This window comes from Bacillus sp. NPDC060175 (assembly GCF_042728695.1).
Taxonomy (GTDB): Bacteria; Bacillota; Bacilli; order Bacillales; family Bacillaceae_G; genus Bacillus_A.
The window spans coordinates 37532-57828 of the sequence record NZ_JBHWYR010000019.1 but is presented as its reverse complement, the minus strand read 5'-3'; the positions used below and the strand labels follow the sequence as shown (position 1 = coordinate 57828).

Genomic DNA, 20297 nt, shown 5'->3' with positions numbered 1-20297 from the left:
CTTTTTTATGTTATGATGAACTTATATATACGTGTTGGAAGGGGAGAAGGAAATGAGAACAGAAAAAGAAAAGATGATACAAGGGGAAATGTACATACCTGCTGATCCAGTTTTAGTACAAGAGAGGGAGAAAGCTCGTATATTAACAAGAAAGTTAAATGAAACATCAGAAGTAAAATTAGAAGAACGTAGTGCAATCGTAAAAGAATTATTCGGAACGACTGGAGATAACATTCATCTTGAATCTTCTTTTAGATGCGATTATGGCTATAACATTCATGTCGGTGAAAATTTTTATGCGAACTTTGACTGCACCATTTTAGACGTATGCCCAGTTACAATCGGAGTGAATTGTATGTTGGCTCCAGGAGTTCATATTTATACGGCAACGCACCCGCTTGATCCAGTAGAACGCATAAGTGGATCTGAATACGGAAAACCCGTTACAATTGGCGATAACGTATGGATTGGCGGAAGAGCGATTATTAATCCAGGCGTAACAATCGGAGACAATGCTGTCATCGCATCTGGCGCTGTTGTAACGAAAGATGTACCAGATAATGTAGTAGTTGGCGGGAATCCTGCGAAGATTATTAAAAAAATAAAATAATATTTGAACGAAGTGCCTTCCTCGTCTGTATACATTTATGAAAGAATAGATGAGGGAGGCTTTTTATATGTCCAATAAATTGATGCTTACTTTTGCTTTAATTGGAATTATAGTTGTGTTTTCTTGTGGTATGTTATTACCTATACCAATTGGATTTAAAATTTCAATGATTACAGTTGGGATTATTATGATTGTTATTTTTTCAATCCTTATTCCGTTTGATAAGAAGTATATTGTACGAAAAAATGGAAATAAAATTGATTTTACAAAAACAAAAGTGTATTTTCGCTGGAATGTATTTGATACTATTTCTGTCTGTCTTGCAGTGTATGCATGCATATGTGTGCAAGCATTAAATATTTTAGTTTCAATTGGATTCACGATTCAAAACCCATATGTTCAATTTTTTGCGAATCAATCACAAGTATGGATTATTGTCGCAAGTGCATATTTAATTTCCCGTATTTCATTAACGTTAAAAGGAATAAAGGAGATCAAAAAAAATGGCGCAGATTGGGATTGAGGAGGAGCTCATGCTTGCGTACCAAAATGGAGATAAGCAAGCTGGAGAAAAACTATATGTTTTAATCAAACCGGCGCTATATACATTTTTGTATCGATTTAATCGTGATGAACAACTGAGTATAGATCTCGTTCAAGATACGTTTTTGACTCTAGAGCGTAAGAAACATATGTATGAAACCCGAAAAGGAAAAATTAAAACTTATTTATTTCAAATTGGTTACCGTCTTATGATTAATAAATTGAATCGAAGAAAAAAATGGCGTTCTCTTTTACCGTTTTTAGTGCCGATTCAGGAAAAGGAGTTTTCCCACGAAGACCGGCTTACGGTAAGAGAAGCAATTTTGAAAGTTCCTGAAGAGCAGCGGGCTGTCCTGATTCTTTCTTACTATCATGATATGCAGCAAAAAGAAATTGCAGAGGTACTGGATATTCCTGTTGGAACAGTGAAGTCGAGACTTCATAACGGGATAAAGAAATTGAAACAATTGCTGGAGGTGGATGAAATTGAGCGAAAATCCTTTTAAGAATGAATATAAATTAAAGCAGCATTTAGATAGCGATCATGTAGACATACCGGATTTTCCAAAAACGGTAAGCCGCTTCGATCGATTACTTGGATTTCTTGCTTCTCCAGCGAAAGATCCTGTGGAAGCGACGATTGGGAATGATTTATCGGTTGTGTTTCATGTGTCGTTATTAGTTGGTGTTCCAGTTATTTCTCTTATTACGATATTCATTGCGACTTTGTAAAGGATTGGTAGGAAAAGAACTCATACCTCTATTTGACACGCCTATATAAATGATGGTATAAAGAAAAGTATATGAATAATTGAGCGTGGAAAGGGAGAAGTAGTGATCATTTCCCTGTTTTAGAGAGCTGATGGTCGGTGAAAATCAGCACATAGATGATCGCGAATTACGCCCCTGGAGCATCTTTTTTCGATTGAATTGTATTCAAAAGGGAAAAGACGGTGCTAAGCCGTTATGTAAATAAGGTGGTAGGCTTTTTTGTCTGCAACTAGGGTGGTAACGCGATGATCAAAATCGTCCCTTATTTGAAGGGGCGATTTTTTTATGTTTTCAACCTTCACGCCAGTAATGAACTTAAAGGAGAGTATGTAGGATATGGGTATTTTACAAGATCTTGAATTTCGCGGGCTAATTAATCAGCAAACAGATGCTGAGGGATTAGAGCAATTATTAGAAAAAGAAAGCGTTAAATTATACTGTGGTTTCGACCCGACAGCGGATAGCTTACATATTGGTCATATGTTACCAGTATTAATGTTACGTCGTTTCCAATTAGCTGGTCACCAACCAATCGCACTTGTTGGCGGTGGTACTGGTATGATTGGTGACCCAAGTGGTAAAAAAGCAGAGCGTACATTAAATACGAAAGATACAGTTGCTTACTACACGGAAAGCATTAAAAACCAACTTTCAAACTTCTTAGAGTTTGAAAACGTGGACAACCCAGCAACGATGGCTAACAACTACGACTGGCTTGGTAACTTAGATGTAATTACATTCTTACGCGATATCGGTAAAAACTTCGGTTTAAACTATATGTTAGCAAAAGATACAGTAGCATCTCGTTTAGAAACTGGTATTTCATTTACTGAGTTTAGTTACATGATTTTACAATCATACGACTTCTTAAACTTATACCAACAACACAATTGCTGTCTTCAAATCGGTGGTAGTGACCAATGGGGTAACATTACAGCTGGTCTTGAATTAATCCGTAAATCAGAAGAAGATGCGAAAGCATTCGGTTTAACAATTCCACTAGTTACAAAATCTGACGGTACGAAGTTTGGTAAAACAGAGGGCGGCGCAATTTGGTTAGACCCAGAGAAAACAACTCCTTACGAGTTCTACCAATTCTGGATCAATACAGATGACCGCGATGTAGTTAAATACTTAAAATACTTCACATTCTTATCTCATGAAGAAATTCTTGAGCTTGAGAAGCAAGTAACTGAAGCACCAGAAAAACGTGCAGCACAAAAATCATTAGGATCTGAAATGACAAAACTTGTTCACGGCGAAGAAGCGTTAGAGCAAGCAATTAAAATTTCAGCTGCATTATTCAGTGGCTCTGTAGCAGAACTTACTGCAAGCGAAATCGAGCAAGGATTCAAAGACGTACCATCTGTAGAACGTACTGCAGAAGATACAGTATTAATCGACTTACTTGTAGAAAGCAAAATTTCACCATCTAAACGTCAAGCACGTGAAGATGTAACAAACGGTGCAATCTACGTAAACGGTGAGCGTACACAAGCTTTAGACTACGTTGTAACAGAAAACGACCGCATCGAAGGTAAATTTACAATTATTCGTCGCGGTAAGAAGAAATATTTCTTAATTCGTTACTAATCAGAAACGAATGTAAAACAAATAGTACCCCGAATGGTAGGCTGAAAAGTCTATCGTTCGGGGTTTTTATGTATGCATTTAAATTGCCTCATGATTTCTTTTAAATAGAATATGAAGAATTAATACGAGCATATAAAGTAAGCTAATTAGCATAACGACAAATGCTGTGGGATAAAATTTTGCCGCATATATAAAGAAATCGATTTGATAAATATCGTCATAATGTGAAACGTACCCTTTAAAATAATTCGTAAACTTAGCGCTATATTTCCATTCATCAGGATAATCAATTAAATTACTCCCTTGATACCAACTAATAAGTGTTGAAGTAATAAACAGCATACATGCACTGCCCAATTGAACCATTTGGTTTATTGTCAAAACGAATCAACCTCCTATTTTATGGTTATTATAACGTGCATTCGTATTCCTGTAACCTTTTTGTTGTAATCTCCTTTTCGAGTTCATACGGAAATCACATGTAAGCGGTATGATAAACGTATAACAAATAGAAAGGAGTGGTAAAACAAAATGTCACTAGAAGCGCTCATTATTTTTTCTTTGCTAAATGCGGGACAGCTTGCAGAGCATACGAAAGGCGATATACATAAAGAGCAGAAAGATGCTTATGTATATGTTCAAAAAGAGGAAAATAAATAACTTTAATATATATAAATAAAAGCTACTTGAAGTGACTGTTTAGTTGTCTTCGGTAGCTTTTTCTATTGAGATATAATGTGGAAGTCATGAAAAAAGGGGTAGTCAGAAAACGAAATGATTATATGTTTAAGGGAATAAGTATAACAGCATGTAATGAAGATGGATTATAAAATTTTGCACAATAAACGGAGCTAGTATTAAAGAGGATCCAATCGTTGGAATGAATAAAAGAGAAGTAAGGACGATTATCCATAACTCATGAAAAAACTTCCTTGAAGTATTTTACTATACATACGACATTTATATAAATAAAAAAGCCCAGGCCCCTTGATAAACAAGGTTCCTAAGGCTTTTAATATTACTCTTTGCAGAGTACCGAGATTAACGAGAGTAGAACTCTACGATTAATGCTTCGTTGATTTCAGCTGCTAACTCAGGACGCTCAGCGTGACGAGTGTAAGTAGCTTCTAACTTATCAGCATCGAAAGTTAGGTATTCTGGTACGAAGTTGTTAACTTCGATCGCTTCTTTAACAACAACAAGGCTGTTAGATTTTTCGCGAACACCGATAGTTTGACCAGGTTTAACGCGGTAAGATGGGATATCTACGCGAGCTCCATCAACCGTGATGTGACGGTGGTTTACTAATTGGCGAGCTGCACGACGAGTGCGAGCTAAGCCCATGCGGTAAACTAGGTTGTCAAGACGAGCTTCAAGAAGGATCATGAAGTTTTCGCCGTGCTTACCAGGCATTTTACCTGCTTGGTCAAATGTGCGACGGAATTGACGCTCAGTCATGCCGTACATGTGACGAAGTTTTTGTTTCTCTTGTAATTGTAAACCGTATTCTGAAAGTTTCTTACGTTGGTTAGGACCGTGAGGACCTGGTGCGTAAGGGCGTTTTTCTAATTCTTTTCCTGTACCGCTTAGAGAGATTCCAAGACGACGAGACAGTTTCCATGCTGGACCTGTATAACGAGCCATAGTTGACTCCTCCTTCAAAAATGTTTTTATTTTCGTAAAATAAAAACAGACGTAATCGATATTTACGGGTATTTTGTTTTCATGTACCTTCGCTCCAGCAGCAGGGAGTTACGAGATACACCTCCGCAGAGGAACAAAATACAAACGATAAACTCACATTACAAGGCTGCCTTTTTATTTTACACAAACGCTATTATATCTTTTAGCTGTGATTTCGTCAAGTGAGTACCTTTTTGTTTTATTCATATAAATTTTGGAAATCAGTTAAGAAGGAATTTAAAACGATGTAAAAGAAGAGATAGAAACACAAATAAAACGCTTACATAAAATAAGGTAAACCGTTCATCAAATTTTTATTGATGAATATGCGGCAATAAAAACATAAAGGGGATGTTTTTATGAAAAAGAAACATATGGAGACAGCATTAATTCATCACGGATATGAATCAAATGAAAATAAAGGGAGTTTAACACCACCTTTATTTCAAACTTCTACATTTACGTTTGAGACAGCACAGCAAGGAGAAGCGAGTTTTGCGGGAGAAGATCCATCTTATATTTATTCAAGACTGGGGAATCCAACTGTGAAATTATTTGAAGAACGTATGGCTGTTTTAGAAGGTGGAGAGGAAGCGCTGGCGTTCGGTTCAGGTATGGCAGCCATTTCAGCAACGTTAATCGGTTTTCTAAAGGCTGGAGATCATATTATTTGTTCAAATGGATTATATGGATGTACGTACGGTTTTTTAGAAGTATTAGAAGAAAAATTTATGATTACTCACTCGTTTTGTGATATGGAGACAGAGACTGATATTGAAAATAAAATTCGTCCAAATACAAAGCTCATTTTCGTTGAAACACCGATTAATCCAACGATGAAATTAATTGATTTAGAAAAGGTAATCGGGGTAGCGAAGCGAAATGACTTGCTTGTTATTGTCGATAATACGTTTTGTTCACCTTATTTACAAAGACCTCTTGAGCTCGGTTGTGACGCCGTCGTTCACAGTGCGACAAAATATATTGGTGGTCACGGGGATGTTGTAGCGGGTGTAACAATTTGTAAAACGAAAGCGATAGCTGACAAAATCCGTCCGATGCGAAAAGATATCGGCGGCATTATGGCGCCTTTTGACGCTTGGTTATTGTTACGCGGATTAAAAACATTAGCAGTAAGAATGGATCGTCATTGTGATAATGCGGAAAAAATTGTATCGTTTTTGAAAAATCATGAAGCAGTAGAAGGTGTTTGGTACCCGGAAGGGGAATTAGCATCCCGGCAAATGAAACGAGGCGGGGGCGTTATTTCTTTTTCAATTAAAGGCGGGAAAGAGGAGACACAGTCGTTTATCAATGAGCTCCATTTTATTACAATTGCCGTAAGTTTAGGTGATACAGAAACGTTAATTCAGCATCCAGCGACGATGACGCATGCAGCTATTCCAGCTGAACTAAGAAAAGAAATGGGTATTTTCGATAATTTAATACGCCTATCTGTCGGTTTAGAATCATGGGAAGATATCGTTTCTGATTTAGAACAGGCACTCAAGAAAATATCTACTGTTAGTAATCAATAAAGTGAAACTTTAATCAGTGGGGGTTTTGTCCATCCCCCACTGATTATTAGCCTTCACCAATCGGGCTTTTACGGGCAGTTATCTCCCACCTAACTTCCTCGCATTTGCCGAATTTTGAGGAGGGAGTCTTACTGCCCACAAATAGCGGGATAAAAAAGAGTGAGCTATCGGTTTCGTACGTTACGTACTTAATCGATAACTCACTCTTTTCTTTTTTTAAATATGTTTTAGGAGTGTTTCCACAAACTTTTCTAAATAATGCTGATCTACTTCATCAAAACGATTTTTTTCAGGACTATCAATATCGAGTACACCAATGATATTTCCTTCTTTCATAATCGGTACAACGATTTCAGAATTAGAGGCACTATCGCAAGCGATATGTCCTGGGAATTGGTGCACGTCCGCTACAAGTTGCGTTGTTTTTGTTTCAGCTGCAACGCCGCAAACACCGCGTCCGAACGGAATACGCACGCAAGCTGGCATTCCTTGGAATGGTCCAAGAACAAGCTGATTTCCTTCTGTTACATAAAAGCCAACCCAATTAACGCGATCTAAAAATTGATTTAATAGTGCGGACGCATTTGATAAGTTTGCGACTACGTTCGGTTCGCCAGTTAATAATGCATCCAGTTGTTTAATTACTGTCTCATATTGCTTTTCACGAGATCCTGCATAACTTTCTTTTGTAAACATGGAAACAACTCCCTTTTTATCGAGATATGTAAAATGGTAGCAAAATACGATGTATTTCACATGACTTTGTCGATAGAAAATTAAAGGAATTTGTCTTAAAAGTCAAGAAATTTAAACTATAGCTGTTCATTGAGAGGAAGTGAGCGCATGAAGCAGACGAAACAAAAGGTAATTGATGCGGCAATATCGTTGTTTAATACGAAAGGTTATGACGGGACATCGGTGCGAGACATTGCAAAGCGAGCGGATGTGAATGTAGCGAATATTTCATATTATTTTGCTGGAAAGCAAGGGTTATTAGAACAGCTTATTACGGATTTTTTAGAAGGCTATATTCACGTAATTGAAACGTCATTTGAACAAAGAGAATATTTATCGGCTAAAGATGTGATGGTGCAAATGGTGCGAGGGATTTTACGATATCAATTTGATAATAGAGAACTGACACGTTTTTTTTATAGAGAGCTTTCGCTTGATACGACATTAATTCGTGAAGTGATGACCGTTTATTTTTCGAGAGAAAGATATTATATAGAACAAATCATTAAACAAGGACAAATGAAGCAAGAATTTAAGAAGGTATCTTTTACAATGTTTATGACGCAATTAAAGGGCATGATGAATATGCCGTTTTTATATCCACAATATATATCAGAGGTGCTACACTCGTTTCCATCTGAGACGTTTTTCTTAGAAATGTATACGAAGGAAATTGAGCAATGGATGGAACGAACATTATATAAAGCGAGTATGTATTATGAACTGCCAAGAGCTATTCATATGTGAAAAATCCCCACCTAACGAATTGAGGTGGGGATTTTTATATGTTGTTTTCTTTGCCATAAATTGTTGCATACTAGCGCAATAATTGTTAATGAGGCGCCGGCAATTTCTATGTTATCGACAGTATAACCTTGAAACATAGAACCGATAAGTGCAAGTACAGGAACTAAATTCATAAATAATATGCCGTTAATAGATGAAATATATCGATTTCCCGTGTTCCAGCAAAATACAGCGATAACCCCCGCAACAATCGACATATAAAAGAGTTCAAAACGAACGCTCATAACTGTATGCAGTGACGGTACAGAAATTATATTTGTGTAGGTATATTACCGAGTTTAGCGGCTCATTACATATCAAAGTGTAAAGACTTATTAGAGGATATATTATGAAATAGAATGGGAAATTGAGCATACGAAAGTATTAATGGAGTTATTTAAAGAGCGAAAAATTGAAGCGATGTTCATCGATTCAGTAGTAGAAGGCGCTACGTATATAAAAGAAATGCGGGAAGAAAAAATCGTTTGTGCTGTTTCGAATGATCATCCGTATAGGGCGAAAAGGGTAATCAAAATGGAAGAGTTGCAAAATGAACAGCTAATTGTATACCCAGAAATATGCGATGTAAGGAAAATGATTATGAATGTGTTTCACGATATAGGTGTAAAACCAACTATAGCTGTTGAAACATCTTATGCAGAACCGATGCTTGCAATGGTAAAAGCTGGCCCTGGTATTACTTTACTTCCGGAAATGGTGGTAGAGCAAGCGGTAAGGCAAGGAAATGTACATGTGATTTCTATTGAACCACCACTTGTGCGCAAAATTTATTTCGCATCTCATATGAAAGAGTGCCTGTTATTACAATCATTTGAGGATAGGTAGTTAAGTAAGCGGAATATTAAGAAAGATTACATTTACATTTAAAGAAACATGAAATTTTAAAAAAAACTAGGTCAAAAACACGTCATTACATGGTATGATTAGAACATTGTTAGTTGTTAAATATAGGGGATTCCCTTTTTATACATAATGCCTTCCATTTCATAAACGGAACGGACAAAAAAAGAGATATAACTTAGGAGGCTTTTTTGCATGGATTCTATCCTGACGATCGTTATCATTGTAGTAAGCTCTATTCTAGTGCTGCTCATGATAGAGCTTGTGATAAGAAATCGTTCATATAAAGATATTGAAGCACTGGAGCAGTGGAAACAAGAGATAAAAGATAAACCTGTGGCAGATGAACTAAAGCGGGTAAAAGATTTAAATATGACAGGTCAAACAGAAGAACTGTTTGGTAAATGGCGTGAAGAGTGGGATGAAATTGTATCAACAACTCTTCCGAAAGCTGAAAAAGATTTAGGGCAAGCGCGAAAATTCGCCTCGCAATTCTCCTTCCGCAAAGCAAAGCATGCGATGAAAGAATCCATAAGTGGTTTAGATGACGCTGATAATCGTATTACAGACATTTTAAATGAATTACAGCAACTGTTAGAAAGCCATGAGAAAAACAGCTCGGAAATTGAAGGGTTACGTGATACATATCGTAGTATGAAAAAGAGCGTTCTTGCTCATCGACACATGTATGGAGCAGCTGAGCAAAAAATTGAAGAGATGTTAGATGTTGAATCCGAGAAGTTCAAAACTTTTGAAGAGGCAACTGATAATGGTGATTATTTAAAAGCGAGAGAAATTGTTATTAGTTTAGAAGAAGGTTTAGCAAGTTTAGAACTCGTTATTCATCAAATTCCAGATTTATTGGTAGAGTGTCAAGCGACATTACCAGTTCAGCTGGAAGATTTATTACAAGGCCATGATGATATGATAAGACAAGGCTATGTATTAGAGTATTTGGAAATTCCTAAAGAAGTCCGCGATATGACGACACAACTACAAACATGTTTAATGGATATACAGGAGCTTTATATAACGGAAGCAGCAGAAAAAGTAGAGAACTTAAAAACTCATTTAGACAGTTTTTATGATCAACTTGAACAAGAAGTGCATGCGAAACACTATGTGGAGCAAAAAACACTGTCTGTTTATGAAGATTTAGAAGAAATTCGTACAGAAACAATTGAAACGAAAATAGAAACACAACTTGTGAAACAAAGTTATCAATTACAGGACAAAGACATTGAGTCACAAAAAGTAATTGAAAAGCAAATGCATATTTTAATGAAACGTTTTGAAGTGTTGCAAATACGCGTTGCTGAACAAGATATTGCATTCTCTATTATTCGTGAGGAACTAGAAGAAGTTTATGAGCAATGTGAAACTTTAAAAGTACTTCATGCAGAATATAAAGAAATGCTACAAACGATGCGCAAAGAAGAATTTGAAGCGCGTGAGAAGTTACAAGAAATGCGAAATACAATTTTTGAGACGAAACGTTTTATGCAAAAGTCGAATTTACCAGGTCTTCCAGAGAGTATTATGGAAGATTTACAAAAAGGGCAAATGGCGATACAAGCTGTATATGAGCAATTAGAAGTAAAGCCGTTAAATATGAATACTGTAAATAGTAGTTTAGAAGAAGCATACACAGTTGTGAATGGTGTATCTGAAATGACGGAAGAATTAATTGGACAGGCGTATTTAGTTGAAAAACTAATTCAATACGGTAACCGGTACCGCAGTCATGATGAGAATCTTGCAGAAAGCTTAAATTATGCGGAGAAATTATTCCGTGAATATCAATACGATGCAGCTTTAGAACAAGCGGCTTCTATATTAGAGCAACTTGAACCTGGTGTTGTTCAAAAAATAGCTGAATATGTAGACAATGAGCAAACCCTTTAATAAAGGGTTTGTTTTTTTGTGTAATTTGGAAGTCGATGTTGCTATAATGAATAGCGGAATACAGTAAGGTTGTTCGTTTCAAAATAAAGTGAAACCATAAGTGATGGGGTTTCATCCACCATTGATTGTTAATCTTTACCACTCAGTATGCCTGCAAATGGCGGGGGAAAATGTACACTTTTATATAAAAACGGAACCTTTGAGTAGTCTTAGCGTAATTACACGTATTTGTGATATGATTATATGATGTGATAGCGCTGAAAGGGGAAGAACGATGATCTATTTTGATAATAGTGCGACGACGAAGCCATATCCAGAAGCTCTTCAATCGTACGTAACGGTTGCAGGGAAATATTTTGGTAATCCTTCTTCTATTCACTCGCTTGGAGGAGAGGCAGAGCGTCTATTAACACAATCGAGAACGATTGCGGCACAGCTCCTTCACGTTAAACCTTCTGAAATTATTTTCACATCAGGTGGAACGGAAGGGAATAACCTTGCGATTAAAGGGATAGCGATGAGGAATCGTTCGCGCGGTAAACATATCATTACAACAAATATTGAACACGCGTCTGTGTTTGAGGCATATAAACAATTAGAAGATCTCGGTTTTGATGTAACATATTTACCGGTTAACGAGCACGGTGTTGTATCGGTAGAAGATGTAAAACGAGCGCTTCGTGAAGATACGATTCTTGTGTCAATTATTCACGTGAACAACGAGACTGGAGCGATTCAGCCCGTTGCTGAAATTGGAACATTATTATCGAACCATCCGAAAATAAGATTCCACGTGGACCATGTACAAGGGATAGGAAAAGTACCACTTGATTTATACGCTTCTCATATTGACCTTTGTTCAATATCTGGACATAAATTTCATAGCGTAAAGGGGACAGGTCTTCTTTACATACGTGATGGTGTAAGATTAGATCCAATCTTATCAGGTGGTCAACAAGAGCTCAAGTATCGTTCAGGTACAGAAAATTTACCTGGTATTGTAGCGATGGTGAAAGCACTTCGTATGACGATGGAACAAGTGAAAGAAAAGGTAGTTCATTTGCAAAATTTACAAACAGAGCTGGTCCGTTTCTTTAAAGAGATGGAAACTGTAACGATTAATACATCACTTGAATATGCGGCACCGCACATTTTAAATGTATCATTTGTCGGTTTAAAACCAGAAGTAGTCGTTCATGCTTTAGAAGAACATGGTGTATATGTATCGACGAAGTCTGCTTGTTCTTCAAAAGCAAATGAAGTGAGCCGAGTACTAGTGTCAATGGGAGTACCGCACGCCGCAGCTACAAGTGCGATTCGCATTAGTCTAGCACCGGACAACACGATGGAAGAAGTAAAACAATTTGAAGGTATTGTTAAAGAGACAATGCCAAAATTATATGAAGTGATGAGGTAAAGAAATATGATGACATATGAATATATTTTAGTTCGTTATGGAGAAATGACGACAAAAGGAAAGAATCGTTCTAAGTTTGTAAGTACGTTAAGAGATAATGTGAAATTCAAATTAAAAAAATTCCCAAACATTAAAATTGATGCAACACATGATCGTATGTACATTCAGTTAAATGGCGAAGACCATGAAGAAATTTCTGAAAGATTGAAAGATGTATTTGGTATTCATAAGTTTAACTTAGCGATGAAAGTACCATCAGAATTAGAAGATATTAAAAAAGGTGCATTAGCAGCTTTCTTACAAGTAAAAGGTGATGTGAAAACATTTAAAATTACAGTGCACCGTTCTGATAAGCGATTCCCAATGAAGACGATGGAGTTACTTCCAGAAATCGGTGGGCACATTTTAGAAAATACAGAGGATATCACAGTAGATGTTCATAATCCAGATGTGAATGTACGTGTAGAAATTCGCAGTGGTTATAGCTATATTATGTGTGGTGAGCACATGGGAGCAGGCGGTTTACCAGTTGGCGTTGGAGGAAAAGTAATGGTACTTCTTTCTGGTGGTATCGATAGCCCGGTAGCAACTTACTTAACGATGAAACGCGGCGTATCTGTGGAAGCAGTTCATTTCCATAGTCCACCTTTCACAAGCGAGCGCGCGAAACAAAAAGTAATCGATTTAGCACAAGAGTTAACGAAATACTGTAAACGTGTAACACTTCACCTTGTTCCATTTACTGAAGTGCAAAAAACGATTAATAAAGAAATTCCATCTAGCTATTCTATGACAGTTATGCGTCGTATGATGATGCGTATTACAGAGCGTATTGCAGAGGAGCGTAATGCACTTGCAATTACGACTGGTGAAAGTCTTGGACAAGTAGCGAGCCAAACGTTAGATAGTATGCATACGATTAACGAAGTAACAAACTATCCAGTTATTCGTCCGCTTATTACGATGGATAAATTAGAAATTATTAAAATTGCAAAAGAAATTGGAACGTATGATATTTCAATTCGTCCATATGAAGACTGCTGTACAGTATTTACACCAGCAAGTCCATCGACGAAACCGAAGCGTGAGAAAGCAAATCGTTTTGAGGCGAAGTACGATTTCGCGCCGTTAATTGAAGAGGCTGTAGCGAACAAAGAAACAATGGTATTACAAACAGTAGAAGTAGTGGCCGAAGAAGAAAAATTCGAAGAACTTTTCTAAACCCATAAATTACCACATTCAAATGTGCATGAAGTCATGTTGTTTATCACACTCTATATTCACAAGGAGGTGATACAACATGGCAAGCACAAATAAATTAGCAGTATCTGGTGCTCAAGCAGCATTAGATCAAATGAAATACGAAATCGCTCAAGAGTTTGGTGTTCAACTTGGAGCTGATGCAACATCTCGCGCTAACGGATCTGTTGGTGGCGAAATTACTAAACGTCTAGTTTCACTAGCTGAGCAACAATTAGGCGGTTACCAAAAATAATCCCATATACGATGGCTTAGAAAGAGCGGGTTCTCCCGCTCTTTCTTTTTTTGTCATGATTTATCGATAAATCGATATAAATTTATTCAACGGTTCGACATAAATATAAAAAAATTGTCAAAAGAAGAGGGTTCAAAATTTACTGAAAATTCTTTATTATATAAGAGAGGCATAGAAATAAAGGAGGATGTTTATGAAGAGAGAGGAATTGTTGGCGCCGCCGTCTTATAATTTAGTTTCGGAAATAGAGAAGTATACGAATGATAAAGAGAAGCTTGCTTTAATTTGGCAAGATGATAAAGGGAACAGACGAGAGATTACATATTTTGAATTAATGCAAGGTGCGAATAGGATTGGAAACGCTTTTATAAAGAGTGGCTTACAAAAAGGGGACAAGCTCCTTATTATGATGCCGCGCTTAATTGAAGCTTACATGACGTATATTGCTGCGATTAAAGTAGGATTTGTCGTTATTCCAAGCTCAGAAATGTTACGTAAAAAAGATATTGAGTATCGTATTGGGCACGGAGAAGTAAAGGCTATCGTAAGTTACGAACCGTATATTGGACAATTTGACGGCGTAGAAGCGGTGGAATCTCTTCAAAAATTCGTCTTGAGCGAGCGTTCAGTAGATGGTTGGACAAATTTAAAAACAGCATTAGAAACAGAAAGTGACATGTTAGAAATGGCGAAGACAGATAAAGAAGATATGGTCTTTTTATCTTATACGTCAGGGACGACAGGAAATCCAAAAGGAGTTGTTCATACGCATGCGTGGGCATACGCTCATTTACGTACAAGCGCTCCGAACTGGCTCGGAATCGAAGAAAATGATGTTGTATGGGCAACGGCTAGTCCAGGTTGGCAAAAGTGGATTTGGAGCCCGTTTGTAGCGACTCTCGGTTCAGGTGCAACTGGATTTGTATACCATGGTAAATTTGAACCGAAAACGTATTTAAATTTATTAGGCGATAATAAGGTGAATGTGCTTTGTTGTACACCGACTGAGTATAGATTAATGGCAAAGGTAGAAAACTTGAATGAGTACAATTTAGAAGCGTTACATAGCGCGGTATCAGCTGGTGAGCCGTTAAACAGAGAAGTGATTGAAACGTTCCAAAGGCATTTCGATATTACGGTAAGAGATGGTTATGGGCAAACGGAAAACACATTACTTGTTGGGATAATGAAAGGGATGGATATTAGACCAGGATCAATGGGAAAACCAACGCCAGGTAATCACGTTGATATCGTAAATGAAGAAGGAGTTCCAGTGCAGGTAGGAGAAGTTGGTGATATTGCAGTTCACATTGAAACACCAGCACTCTTTAAACAATATTATAAAGACGATGAGCGTACAGCGATGCAATTCCGCGGTGATTATTATATTACCGGTGATAAAGCGAAGAAAGATGAAGACGGCTATTTTTGGTTTGAAGGACGCGGCGATGATATCATTATTAGCTCTGGCTATACAATCGGGCCGTTTGAAGTAGAAGATGCACTTGTAAAACACCCATACGTAAGAGAATGTGCGGTTGTCGCAAGTCCAGATGAAATTCGCGGAAGTGTCGTGAAGGCGTTTATCGTATTAAGAGAGAATATAGAAAAGAACGAAGAAACATTAATTCCAGTGCTCCAACAACACGTCAAAGAACTGACTGCACCATATAAATACCCTAGAAAAATTGAATTTGTAGATGAACTACCAAAAACGATTTCCGGAAAAATTCGCCGTATTGAGCTTAGAAAACAAGAGATGGAGCTTCCTTCAAAATAATTTTGAAAAGGAAGAAGTAAATAGTTGAATGAAATGTAAAACGTATGATATTATAAAAACGAACACAAGTTCGTTTTTATAAATTTGAAAAAGAGGTGTCCGTATGATTTTAGGTATTAATCCATATTTAGTTTTAGATGGTAGTGGGCAAGAAGCTGTACAACTTTATAAAGAGGCGTTAGATGCGAAAGTAGAAGTAATGCAAACTTTTGGTGATATGCCTGAAAATCCAGAATACCCGATTCCAGCTGAAGCGAAAGAGCGTGTTGCACATGCTCATTTGAAAATTGGTAATACGGAACTTATGATTTCTGATACATTCCCAGGTAAAGGGCATGCGATTGGATCTCAAGTAACGATTGCAATTCGAATTAGTAATGCAGAAAAAGCAAAAGAGGTATTTGATAAGTTACAAGAAGGTGGAGAAGTTATCATGCCACTTCAAGAAACTTTCTGGAGCCCGGCATACGGACAATTGAAAGATAAATTTGATATTGAATGGCAAATTACAACGAATCCTACTGAACAAAATTAATTTTTAGAAAAGCACCATTTTTAATCGAAATGGTGCTTTTTTTATACGTTCTAATTTCGTAGACTAAAGGAAAAAGGGGATGAGTATATGGGAGAAATTTGGCATGGTGGAACCATTTATACAATGCGAGAAGAGAATGAAAAAGTGGACGCCGTTTACGTTGAAAATGGCATCATTGTTGATGTGGGGAATAAAGAAGAGTTAGAAAACCGATATTCAGAAGTGAAGTCGTGCGATTTACAAGGAAAAACGATGATTCCAGGACTCGTTGATAGCCATATGCATCTTATTGGGCATGGGGAGAGGTTGCTTCGTCTAGACCTATCAAATTGTACCTCTTATAAAGAAGTACTTTCACTTGTTCAGAAGCGAGTAGAAGAAGCGCCACAAGGAACATGGATTATCGGAGAAGGATGGAATGAAAATAATTTTACAGATACAAAACAAGTTCATGTACGTGATTTAGATGAGATTTCTAAAGAGCATCCAATTTTATTAAAGCGCGTTTGTCGTCACGTGACATGGGTGAATTCATACATATTGGAACAAACGAACATAACAGAAGCGACGCAAGATCCGAAGGGCGGGAAAATTGGTCGTGATGCGTCTAATAAGTTAACAGGACTTTTATATGAGCAAGGACAAGAGTTAATAAAACATGTGCAGCCTGAAATAGATGAAGCGTATTTACAAAGAGCTCTGCAAACAGCGATTTCAGACTGCTGGCAATACGGATTAGTTGGCGGGCATACGGAAGACTTAAATTATTATGGCGGCTTTCAAAAAACGTACAATGCGTTTTCACACGTTATAAAAGAAATGCCATTTAAAGCACATTTGCTCGTTCATCATGAAGTAGCGAATGAGCGAAAAGAATATGAAAATGAGCACTATATTGAATTTGGGGCGATGAAGATTTTTTCTGATGGCTCTTTTGGCGGAAGAACAGCTTTATTAAGTGAGCCGTATGAAGATGCGCAGGAAACGAATGGAGTTGCGATTTTTTCACGTGAAGAGCTTGCAGGATTAGTGAAGAAAGCACGTGATTTACATATGCCAGTTGCCATTCATACAATCGGTGATTTATCGCTTGAATATGTCATTGATGCAATTGAATTATATCCACCAGCAGAAGGATTACGTGACCGCATTATTCATTGTCAGCTCGCTCGTGAAGAGTTGATTGAAAGAATGAAAAACTTGCAAGCCATTATTGATATTCAGCCCATCTTTGTTTCATCGGATTTTCCGTCAGTTATTGAAAAACTAGGAAAGCATCGTCTTCGTTACGCGTACGCTTGGAAGACATTGCTCGGCGCAGGATTACATTGCAACGGTGGATCTGATGCTCCAATTGAACAAGTGAATCCGTTTTTAGGTATATATAGCGCTGTTACACGTAGAAGTTTTATTGATGGCGTATGCTATATGCCAGAAGAAAGATTAACGGTATATGAGGCTGTTTCTTTATTTACAACAGGAAGCGCGTATGCAATTGGAAAAGAAGCAAAGCGAGGACAAATTACAAAAGGATATGAAGCAGATTTTACGATATTAGACCGTAATGTTTTTGAAATTGAGGCGGAAGAAATAAAAGAAGTGCAGGCAGAAATGACCGTCATTGATGGGGATATTGTTTATAGAAAAGACGTGTGAAAATATATCAGCGATTTTCGGAATATATCGACTGTAACTCGAAATATATCAGCGATTATTGAAATATATCGACCGCAATTCAAAATATATCAGCGATTTTTAAAATATATCGATTTACCGACAAAATCTGACAATAATGGCGACTGCATAGTAAGAGATGGCTGCCCACACCAATCGGGGGAAATAAATAACCCTCGAATTATGGAAATCCCATAATTCGAGGGTTATTTTATTACTATAAAAACGTTCTCTGTACTTTTTCCCAGAAGGAATTGTTTTTTAATTTGACAGTTTTAATTTGTTTATCGCTTAAACGCACAACGGCTTTTTCCACTTGTTTAATGCTAAGTGCTTCGTTATCCATTCCGATAACAGGATAATCATTGCCATCTGGTTTAAGTGTTAAAGTTAACGTACGCTCGTGATTTAAAAGGAACGGTGACCCGAGTGTACGGTATGTGTTGTTATTTAAAGATGCTAGTTCGCTTACTTGGAAACATGGGATAAGTGGGTCGACAACTGCACCATGTAATGATTTATTGTAAGCGGTACTTCCTGTTGGTGTGGAGATAACTAATCCATCACCTCTAAATGTTTCAAAATGTAAATTGTCGACGTGTACATCTACGACAAATGTTTTAATGATGCTAGAGCGTAATGAAAATTCATTTAAACAATGGAAAGATGTACCGTGATCTACATCTACTTTAATCGTTGGATATTTTCGCACTTCAATTTCGTTTTTTGTAATTTCTTGAAGGGCTGTATCAACGTGATCGATGTGGAAATCGCAGTAGAAAGAAATTTCATTTTTCGTAGAAATACCTGCGTATAAGCAATCTTCTCTAAAGCCAGTTTTACGAACGGCTTGTAAGAAAGTTCCATCATCTCCAACGCTGACGATAGCGTTTGCATTTTTTGGATGATCTAATATGGTAAATCCATTCTCCTCTAAAATACGATATACTGGTTTCATTTTTTCAACGAGCGTTACTTTGTCATCACCATAAAAGAAAAATAAATTGCGACGATCTGCCATTATGTATCCCTCCACTGCAGTTAAATTTTCTAGTTTTAGTGCTGCATACCATCAAAGTGTATTCTGAATGATATGCTCAAATAGTATATTTCGATATGAAATGTCAAAATCCCTTTTTATTTTTAGAAAAATTTTTATATTCAATTTTATCAAAGGTTGTTTAATGATGAATAAACTTGTCGATAATGGGTATGGAGTGAAAGGATGGTACGAATGAAATGGCTCGTAATTGGAATGATAATTCTTCTACTTTTTATTTTGCTAATACTATTATCGAAAATATCGCTTAAGGTGACGTTTTTATATTCAGAAATGGAAAAGCAATGTTTATTTCAAGTGAAAATATGGATGATTCGATATACGTTTGATGTATTGGAAAGAATTGAAAAACAGCAAAAAAAGACGGGGCAGAAAATCGAAAAAGCTGAGGAAGATGGCGGCATAGATAATAAAATTATGGCACAACTTGATAGCATTGGAGAACTGATAAAAAAGCTTCAAGAAGTTCATACTATTGTTAAAGATTTTCTCAAACGAGTGAAAATCAATAGTTGGAAATGGCATTCACAAATTGGAGCAGGCGATGCGGCTAGTACTGGAATTGTCACTGGATATGCATGGGGGACAAAAGGAATGGCTGCTGGAGTTGTAGGACAATATATGCATATTGTCGACATACCAGAATTTGAAATTACACCTGTTTTTCAAGGGAAGGGATTTGCATCAAGATGTGAACTAACAGCTTCCTTTCATATATTTCGTACTGTGAAAACAGCGGTAAAACTATTCATGTTTATGAGAAAACAAAAGTCTGGTATGGAAGATAAATCTGTTCAAGCATAGGGGGGATATAGAATGGACCATCCAATTCAAGGTTTAATGACAACAGCAATGCAGCATTTAAAACAAATGACTGATGTAAATACAATTGTTGGTGACCCGATTAAAGCAGCAGATGGAAGTGTAATTCTTACCGTTTCGAAAGTAAGTTTTGGATTTGCTGCTGGTGGAAGTGAATTTGGCAAAGTAGAGCATTCAGGCCGTCACCCGTTTGGAGGAGGTAGCGGTGGTGGGGTTTCCATTAATCCTGTTGCCTTTCTCGTTATAAATGGAGAAGGTGTGAAGGTTTTACATTTGGATAAACAAACACATGTCATTGATAAAATAATTGAATTAGCGCCACAAGCTGTTGATAAAGTGAAAGAAATGATGGATAAACGAAAAGAAGATGATCCGGAATTTCAAATTTAACGAATAAAGAAGCTAATCAATGGGTTAGCTTCTTTATTTTTTTGTAAATAAAGCGATTTTATTTGCATTATCGATAGGGACAAACTATCATTTACATTG

The 20297-nt window shown here is 36.9% G+C and carries 21 protein-coding genes, 2 pseudogenes and 1 other annotated feature; of the genes and pseudogenes, 18 read left to right on the top strand and 5 right to left on the bottom strand.

All coding sequences use genetic code 11. The annotated features are described in order from the left end of the window. Window positions 1-52: 52 nt before the first annotated feature. The 5 genes from ACFWDE_RS12210 to tyrS all read left to right on the top strand — a co-directional run bounded on the left by ACFWDE_RS12210 (window position 53) and on the right by tyrS (window position 3517). A complete protein-coding gene (locus ACFWDE_RS12210) occupies window positions 53-610 on the top strand; it encodes a maltose acetyltransferase domain-containing protein (protein ID WP_377892561.1) in 558 nt (185 codons plus the stop codon). Window positions 611-677: 67 nt separating this feature from the next. Then, window positions 678-1133: a hypothetical protein gene (locus ACFWDE_RS12205; RefSeq protein ID WP_002164969.1), complete on the top strand. Its 456-nt coding sequence runs from the start codon at window positions 678-680 to the stop codon at window positions 1131-1133. Beyond that, window positions 1114-1659, top strand: coding sequence for an RNA polymerase sigma factor (locus tag ACFWDE_RS12200; RefSeq protein ID WP_377892559.1), 546 nt, complete (start codon window positions 1114-1116; stop codon window positions 1657-1659). Before ACFWDE_RS12205 ends, ACFWDE_RS12200 begins: the two co-directional genes overlap by 20 nt. After that, window positions 1640-1885, top strand: a complete 246-nt coding sequence (locus ACFWDE_RS12195; protein WP_377892557.1) for a hypothetical protein — start codon at window positions 1640-1642, stop codon at window positions 1883-1885. The genes ACFWDE_RS12200 and ACFWDE_RS12195 overlap by 20 nt, the downstream gene beginning before the upstream one ends. A 77-nt stretch (window positions 1886-1962) precedes the next feature. Next, window positions 1963-2190, top strand: a binding site (T-box leader). A 70-nt stretch (window positions 2191-2260) separates the two neighbouring features. Continuing rightward, entirely contained in the window at window positions 2261-3517 is a 1257-nt protein-coding gene (tyrS, locus tag ACFWDE_RS12190; RefSeq protein ID WP_377892556.1) for a tyrosine--tRNA ligase, read from the top strand. Between the two features lie 78 nt (window positions 3518-3595). Here the strand turns inward: tyrS and ACFWDE_RS12185 are convergent, their stop codons facing one another. After that, complete coding sequence (locus tag ACFWDE_RS12185; RefSeq protein WP_377892555.1) at window positions 3596-3898, bottom strand: YjdJ family protein; 303 nt, start codon at window positions 3896-3898, stop codon at window positions 3596-3598. Window positions 3899-4048: 150 nt separating this feature from the next. On the opposite strand from ACFWDE_RS12185, the gene ACFWDE_RS12180 reads away from it, so the two are divergent. Further along, complete coding sequence (locus ACFWDE_RS12180; protein WP_377892554.1) at window positions 4049-4177, top strand: transporter; 129 nt, start codon at window positions 4049-4051, stop codon at window positions 4175-4177. A gap of 381 nt (window positions 4178-4558) precedes the next feature. Here ACFWDE_RS12180 and rpsD read toward each other — a convergent pair whose 3' ends face one another. Beyond that, window positions 4559-5161: a 30S ribosomal protein S4 gene (gene rpsD / locus ACFWDE_RS12175; RefSeq protein ID WP_002145373.1), complete on the bottom strand. Its 603-nt coding sequence runs from the start codon at window positions 5159-5161 to the stop codon at window positions 4559-4561. Between the two features lie 398 nt (window positions 5162-5559). Between rpsD and megL the strand changes: the two genes are divergently transcribed. After that, window positions 5560-6738 carry a methionine gamma-lyase gene (gene megL, locus ACFWDE_RS12170; RefSeq protein ID WP_002145374.1) on the top strand — a complete coding sequence of 393 codons (1179 nt, stop codon included), beginning with the start codon at window positions 5560-5562 and terminating at the stop codon, window positions 6736-6738. 216 nt (window positions 6739-6954) lie between these two features. Here the strand turns inward: megL and ACFWDE_RS12165 are convergent, their stop codons facing one another. Then, window positions 6955-7434 carry a GAF domain-containing protein gene (locus ACFWDE_RS12165; protein WP_002067564.1) on the bottom strand — a complete coding sequence of 160 codons (480 nt, stop codon included), beginning with the start codon at window positions 7432-7434 and terminating at the stop codon, window positions 6955-6957. Between the two features lie 147 nt (window positions 7435-7581). Between ACFWDE_RS12165 and refZ the strand changes: the two genes are divergently transcribed. Then, on the top strand, window positions 7582-8220 hold the full coding sequence (gene refZ / locus ACFWDE_RS12160; RefSeq protein ID WP_002145375.1) for a forespore capture DNA-binding protein RefZ: 639 nt from the start codon (window positions 7582-7584) through the stop codon (window positions 8218-8220). An 11-nt stretch (window positions 8221-8231) separates the two neighbouring features. Here the strand turns inward: refZ and ACFWDE_RS12155 are convergent. Further along, window positions 8232-8546 (bottom strand): annotated as a pseudogene (locus ACFWDE_RS12155) (EamA family transporter); the annotation flags it as partial. On the opposite strand from ACFWDE_RS12155, the pseudogene ACFWDE_RS12150 reads away from it, so the two are divergent. The 8 genes and pseudogenes from ACFWDE_RS12150 to ACFWDE_RS12115 all read left to right on the top strand — a co-directional run. Continuing rightward, window positions 8535-9105: pseudogene (locus ACFWDE_RS12150) on the top strand (LysR family transcriptional regulator substrate-binding protein); the annotation flags it as partial. The pseudogenes ACFWDE_RS12155 and ACFWDE_RS12150 overlap by 12 nt on opposite strands. Window positions 9106-9315: 210 nt before the next feature. Next, complete coding sequence (gene ezrA / locus ACFWDE_RS12145; RefSeq protein WP_002145377.1) at window positions 9316-11025, top strand: septation ring formation regulator EzrA; 1710 nt, start codon at window positions 9316-9318, stop codon at window positions 11023-11025. Window positions 11026-11299: 274 nt separating this feature from the next. Further along, window positions 11300-12442, top strand: coding sequence for a cysteine desulfurase family protein (locus ACFWDE_RS12140; protein ID WP_002160227.1), 1143 nt, complete (start codon window positions 11300-11302; stop codon window positions 12440-12442). A 6-nt stretch (window positions 12443-12448) separates the two neighbouring features. Continuing rightward, window positions 12449-13663, top strand: coding sequence for a tRNA uracil 4-sulfurtransferase ThiI (gene thiI / locus ACFWDE_RS12135; protein ID WP_002160228.1), 1215 nt, complete (start codon window positions 12449-12451; stop codon window positions 13661-13663). A gap of 79 nt (window positions 13664-13742) precedes the next feature. Then, window positions 13743-13937 (top strand): alpha/beta-type small acid-soluble spore protein, encoded by a 195-nt coding sequence (locus ACFWDE_RS12130; protein WP_000168891.1) that lies wholly within the window; start codon window positions 13743-13745, stop codon window positions 13935-13937. Window positions 13938-14130: 193 nt separating this feature from the next. Next, complete coding sequence (gene mbcS, locus ACFWDE_RS12125) at window positions 14131-15717, top strand: acyl-CoA synthetase MbcS (RefSeq protein WP_377892549.1); 1587 nt, start codon at window positions 14131-14133, stop codon at window positions 15715-15717. Between the two features lie 103 nt (window positions 15718-15820). Beyond that, entirely contained in the window at window positions 15821-16252 is a 432-nt protein-coding gene (locus ACFWDE_RS12120; RefSeq protein WP_377892548.1) for a VOC family protein, read from the top strand. A gap of 87 nt (window positions 16253-16339) precedes the next feature. Beyond that, on the top strand, window positions 16340-17908 hold the full coding sequence (locus ACFWDE_RS12115) for an amidohydrolase (RefSeq protein WP_377892546.1): 1569 nt from the start codon (window positions 16340-16342) through the stop codon (window positions 17906-17908). A 235-nt stretch (window positions 17909-18143) separates the two neighbouring features. Here the strand turns inward: ACFWDE_RS12115 and ACFWDE_RS12110 are convergent, their stop codons facing one another. Further along, on the bottom strand, window positions 18144-18947 hold the full coding sequence (locus ACFWDE_RS12110; protein WP_377892545.1) for an NAD kinase: 804 nt from the start codon (window positions 18945-18947) through the stop codon (window positions 18144-18146). Between the two features lie 204 nt (window positions 18948-19151). Here ACFWDE_RS12110 and ACFWDE_RS12105 point away from each other — a divergent pair, with 204 nt between their 5' ends. Next, window positions 19152-19790, top strand: coding sequence for a DUF2953 domain-containing protein (locus tag ACFWDE_RS12105; RefSeq protein WP_377892543.1), 639 nt, complete (start codon window positions 19152-19154; stop codon window positions 19788-19790). Between the two features lie 12 nt (window positions 19791-19802). Further along, window positions 19803-20198: a GerW family sporulation protein gene (ytfJ, locus tag ACFWDE_RS12100; RefSeq protein WP_000350005.1), complete on the top strand. Its 396-nt coding sequence runs from the start codon at window positions 19803-19805 to the stop codon at window positions 20196-20198. The last annotated feature ends 99 nt before the right edge of the window (window positions 20199-20297 follow it).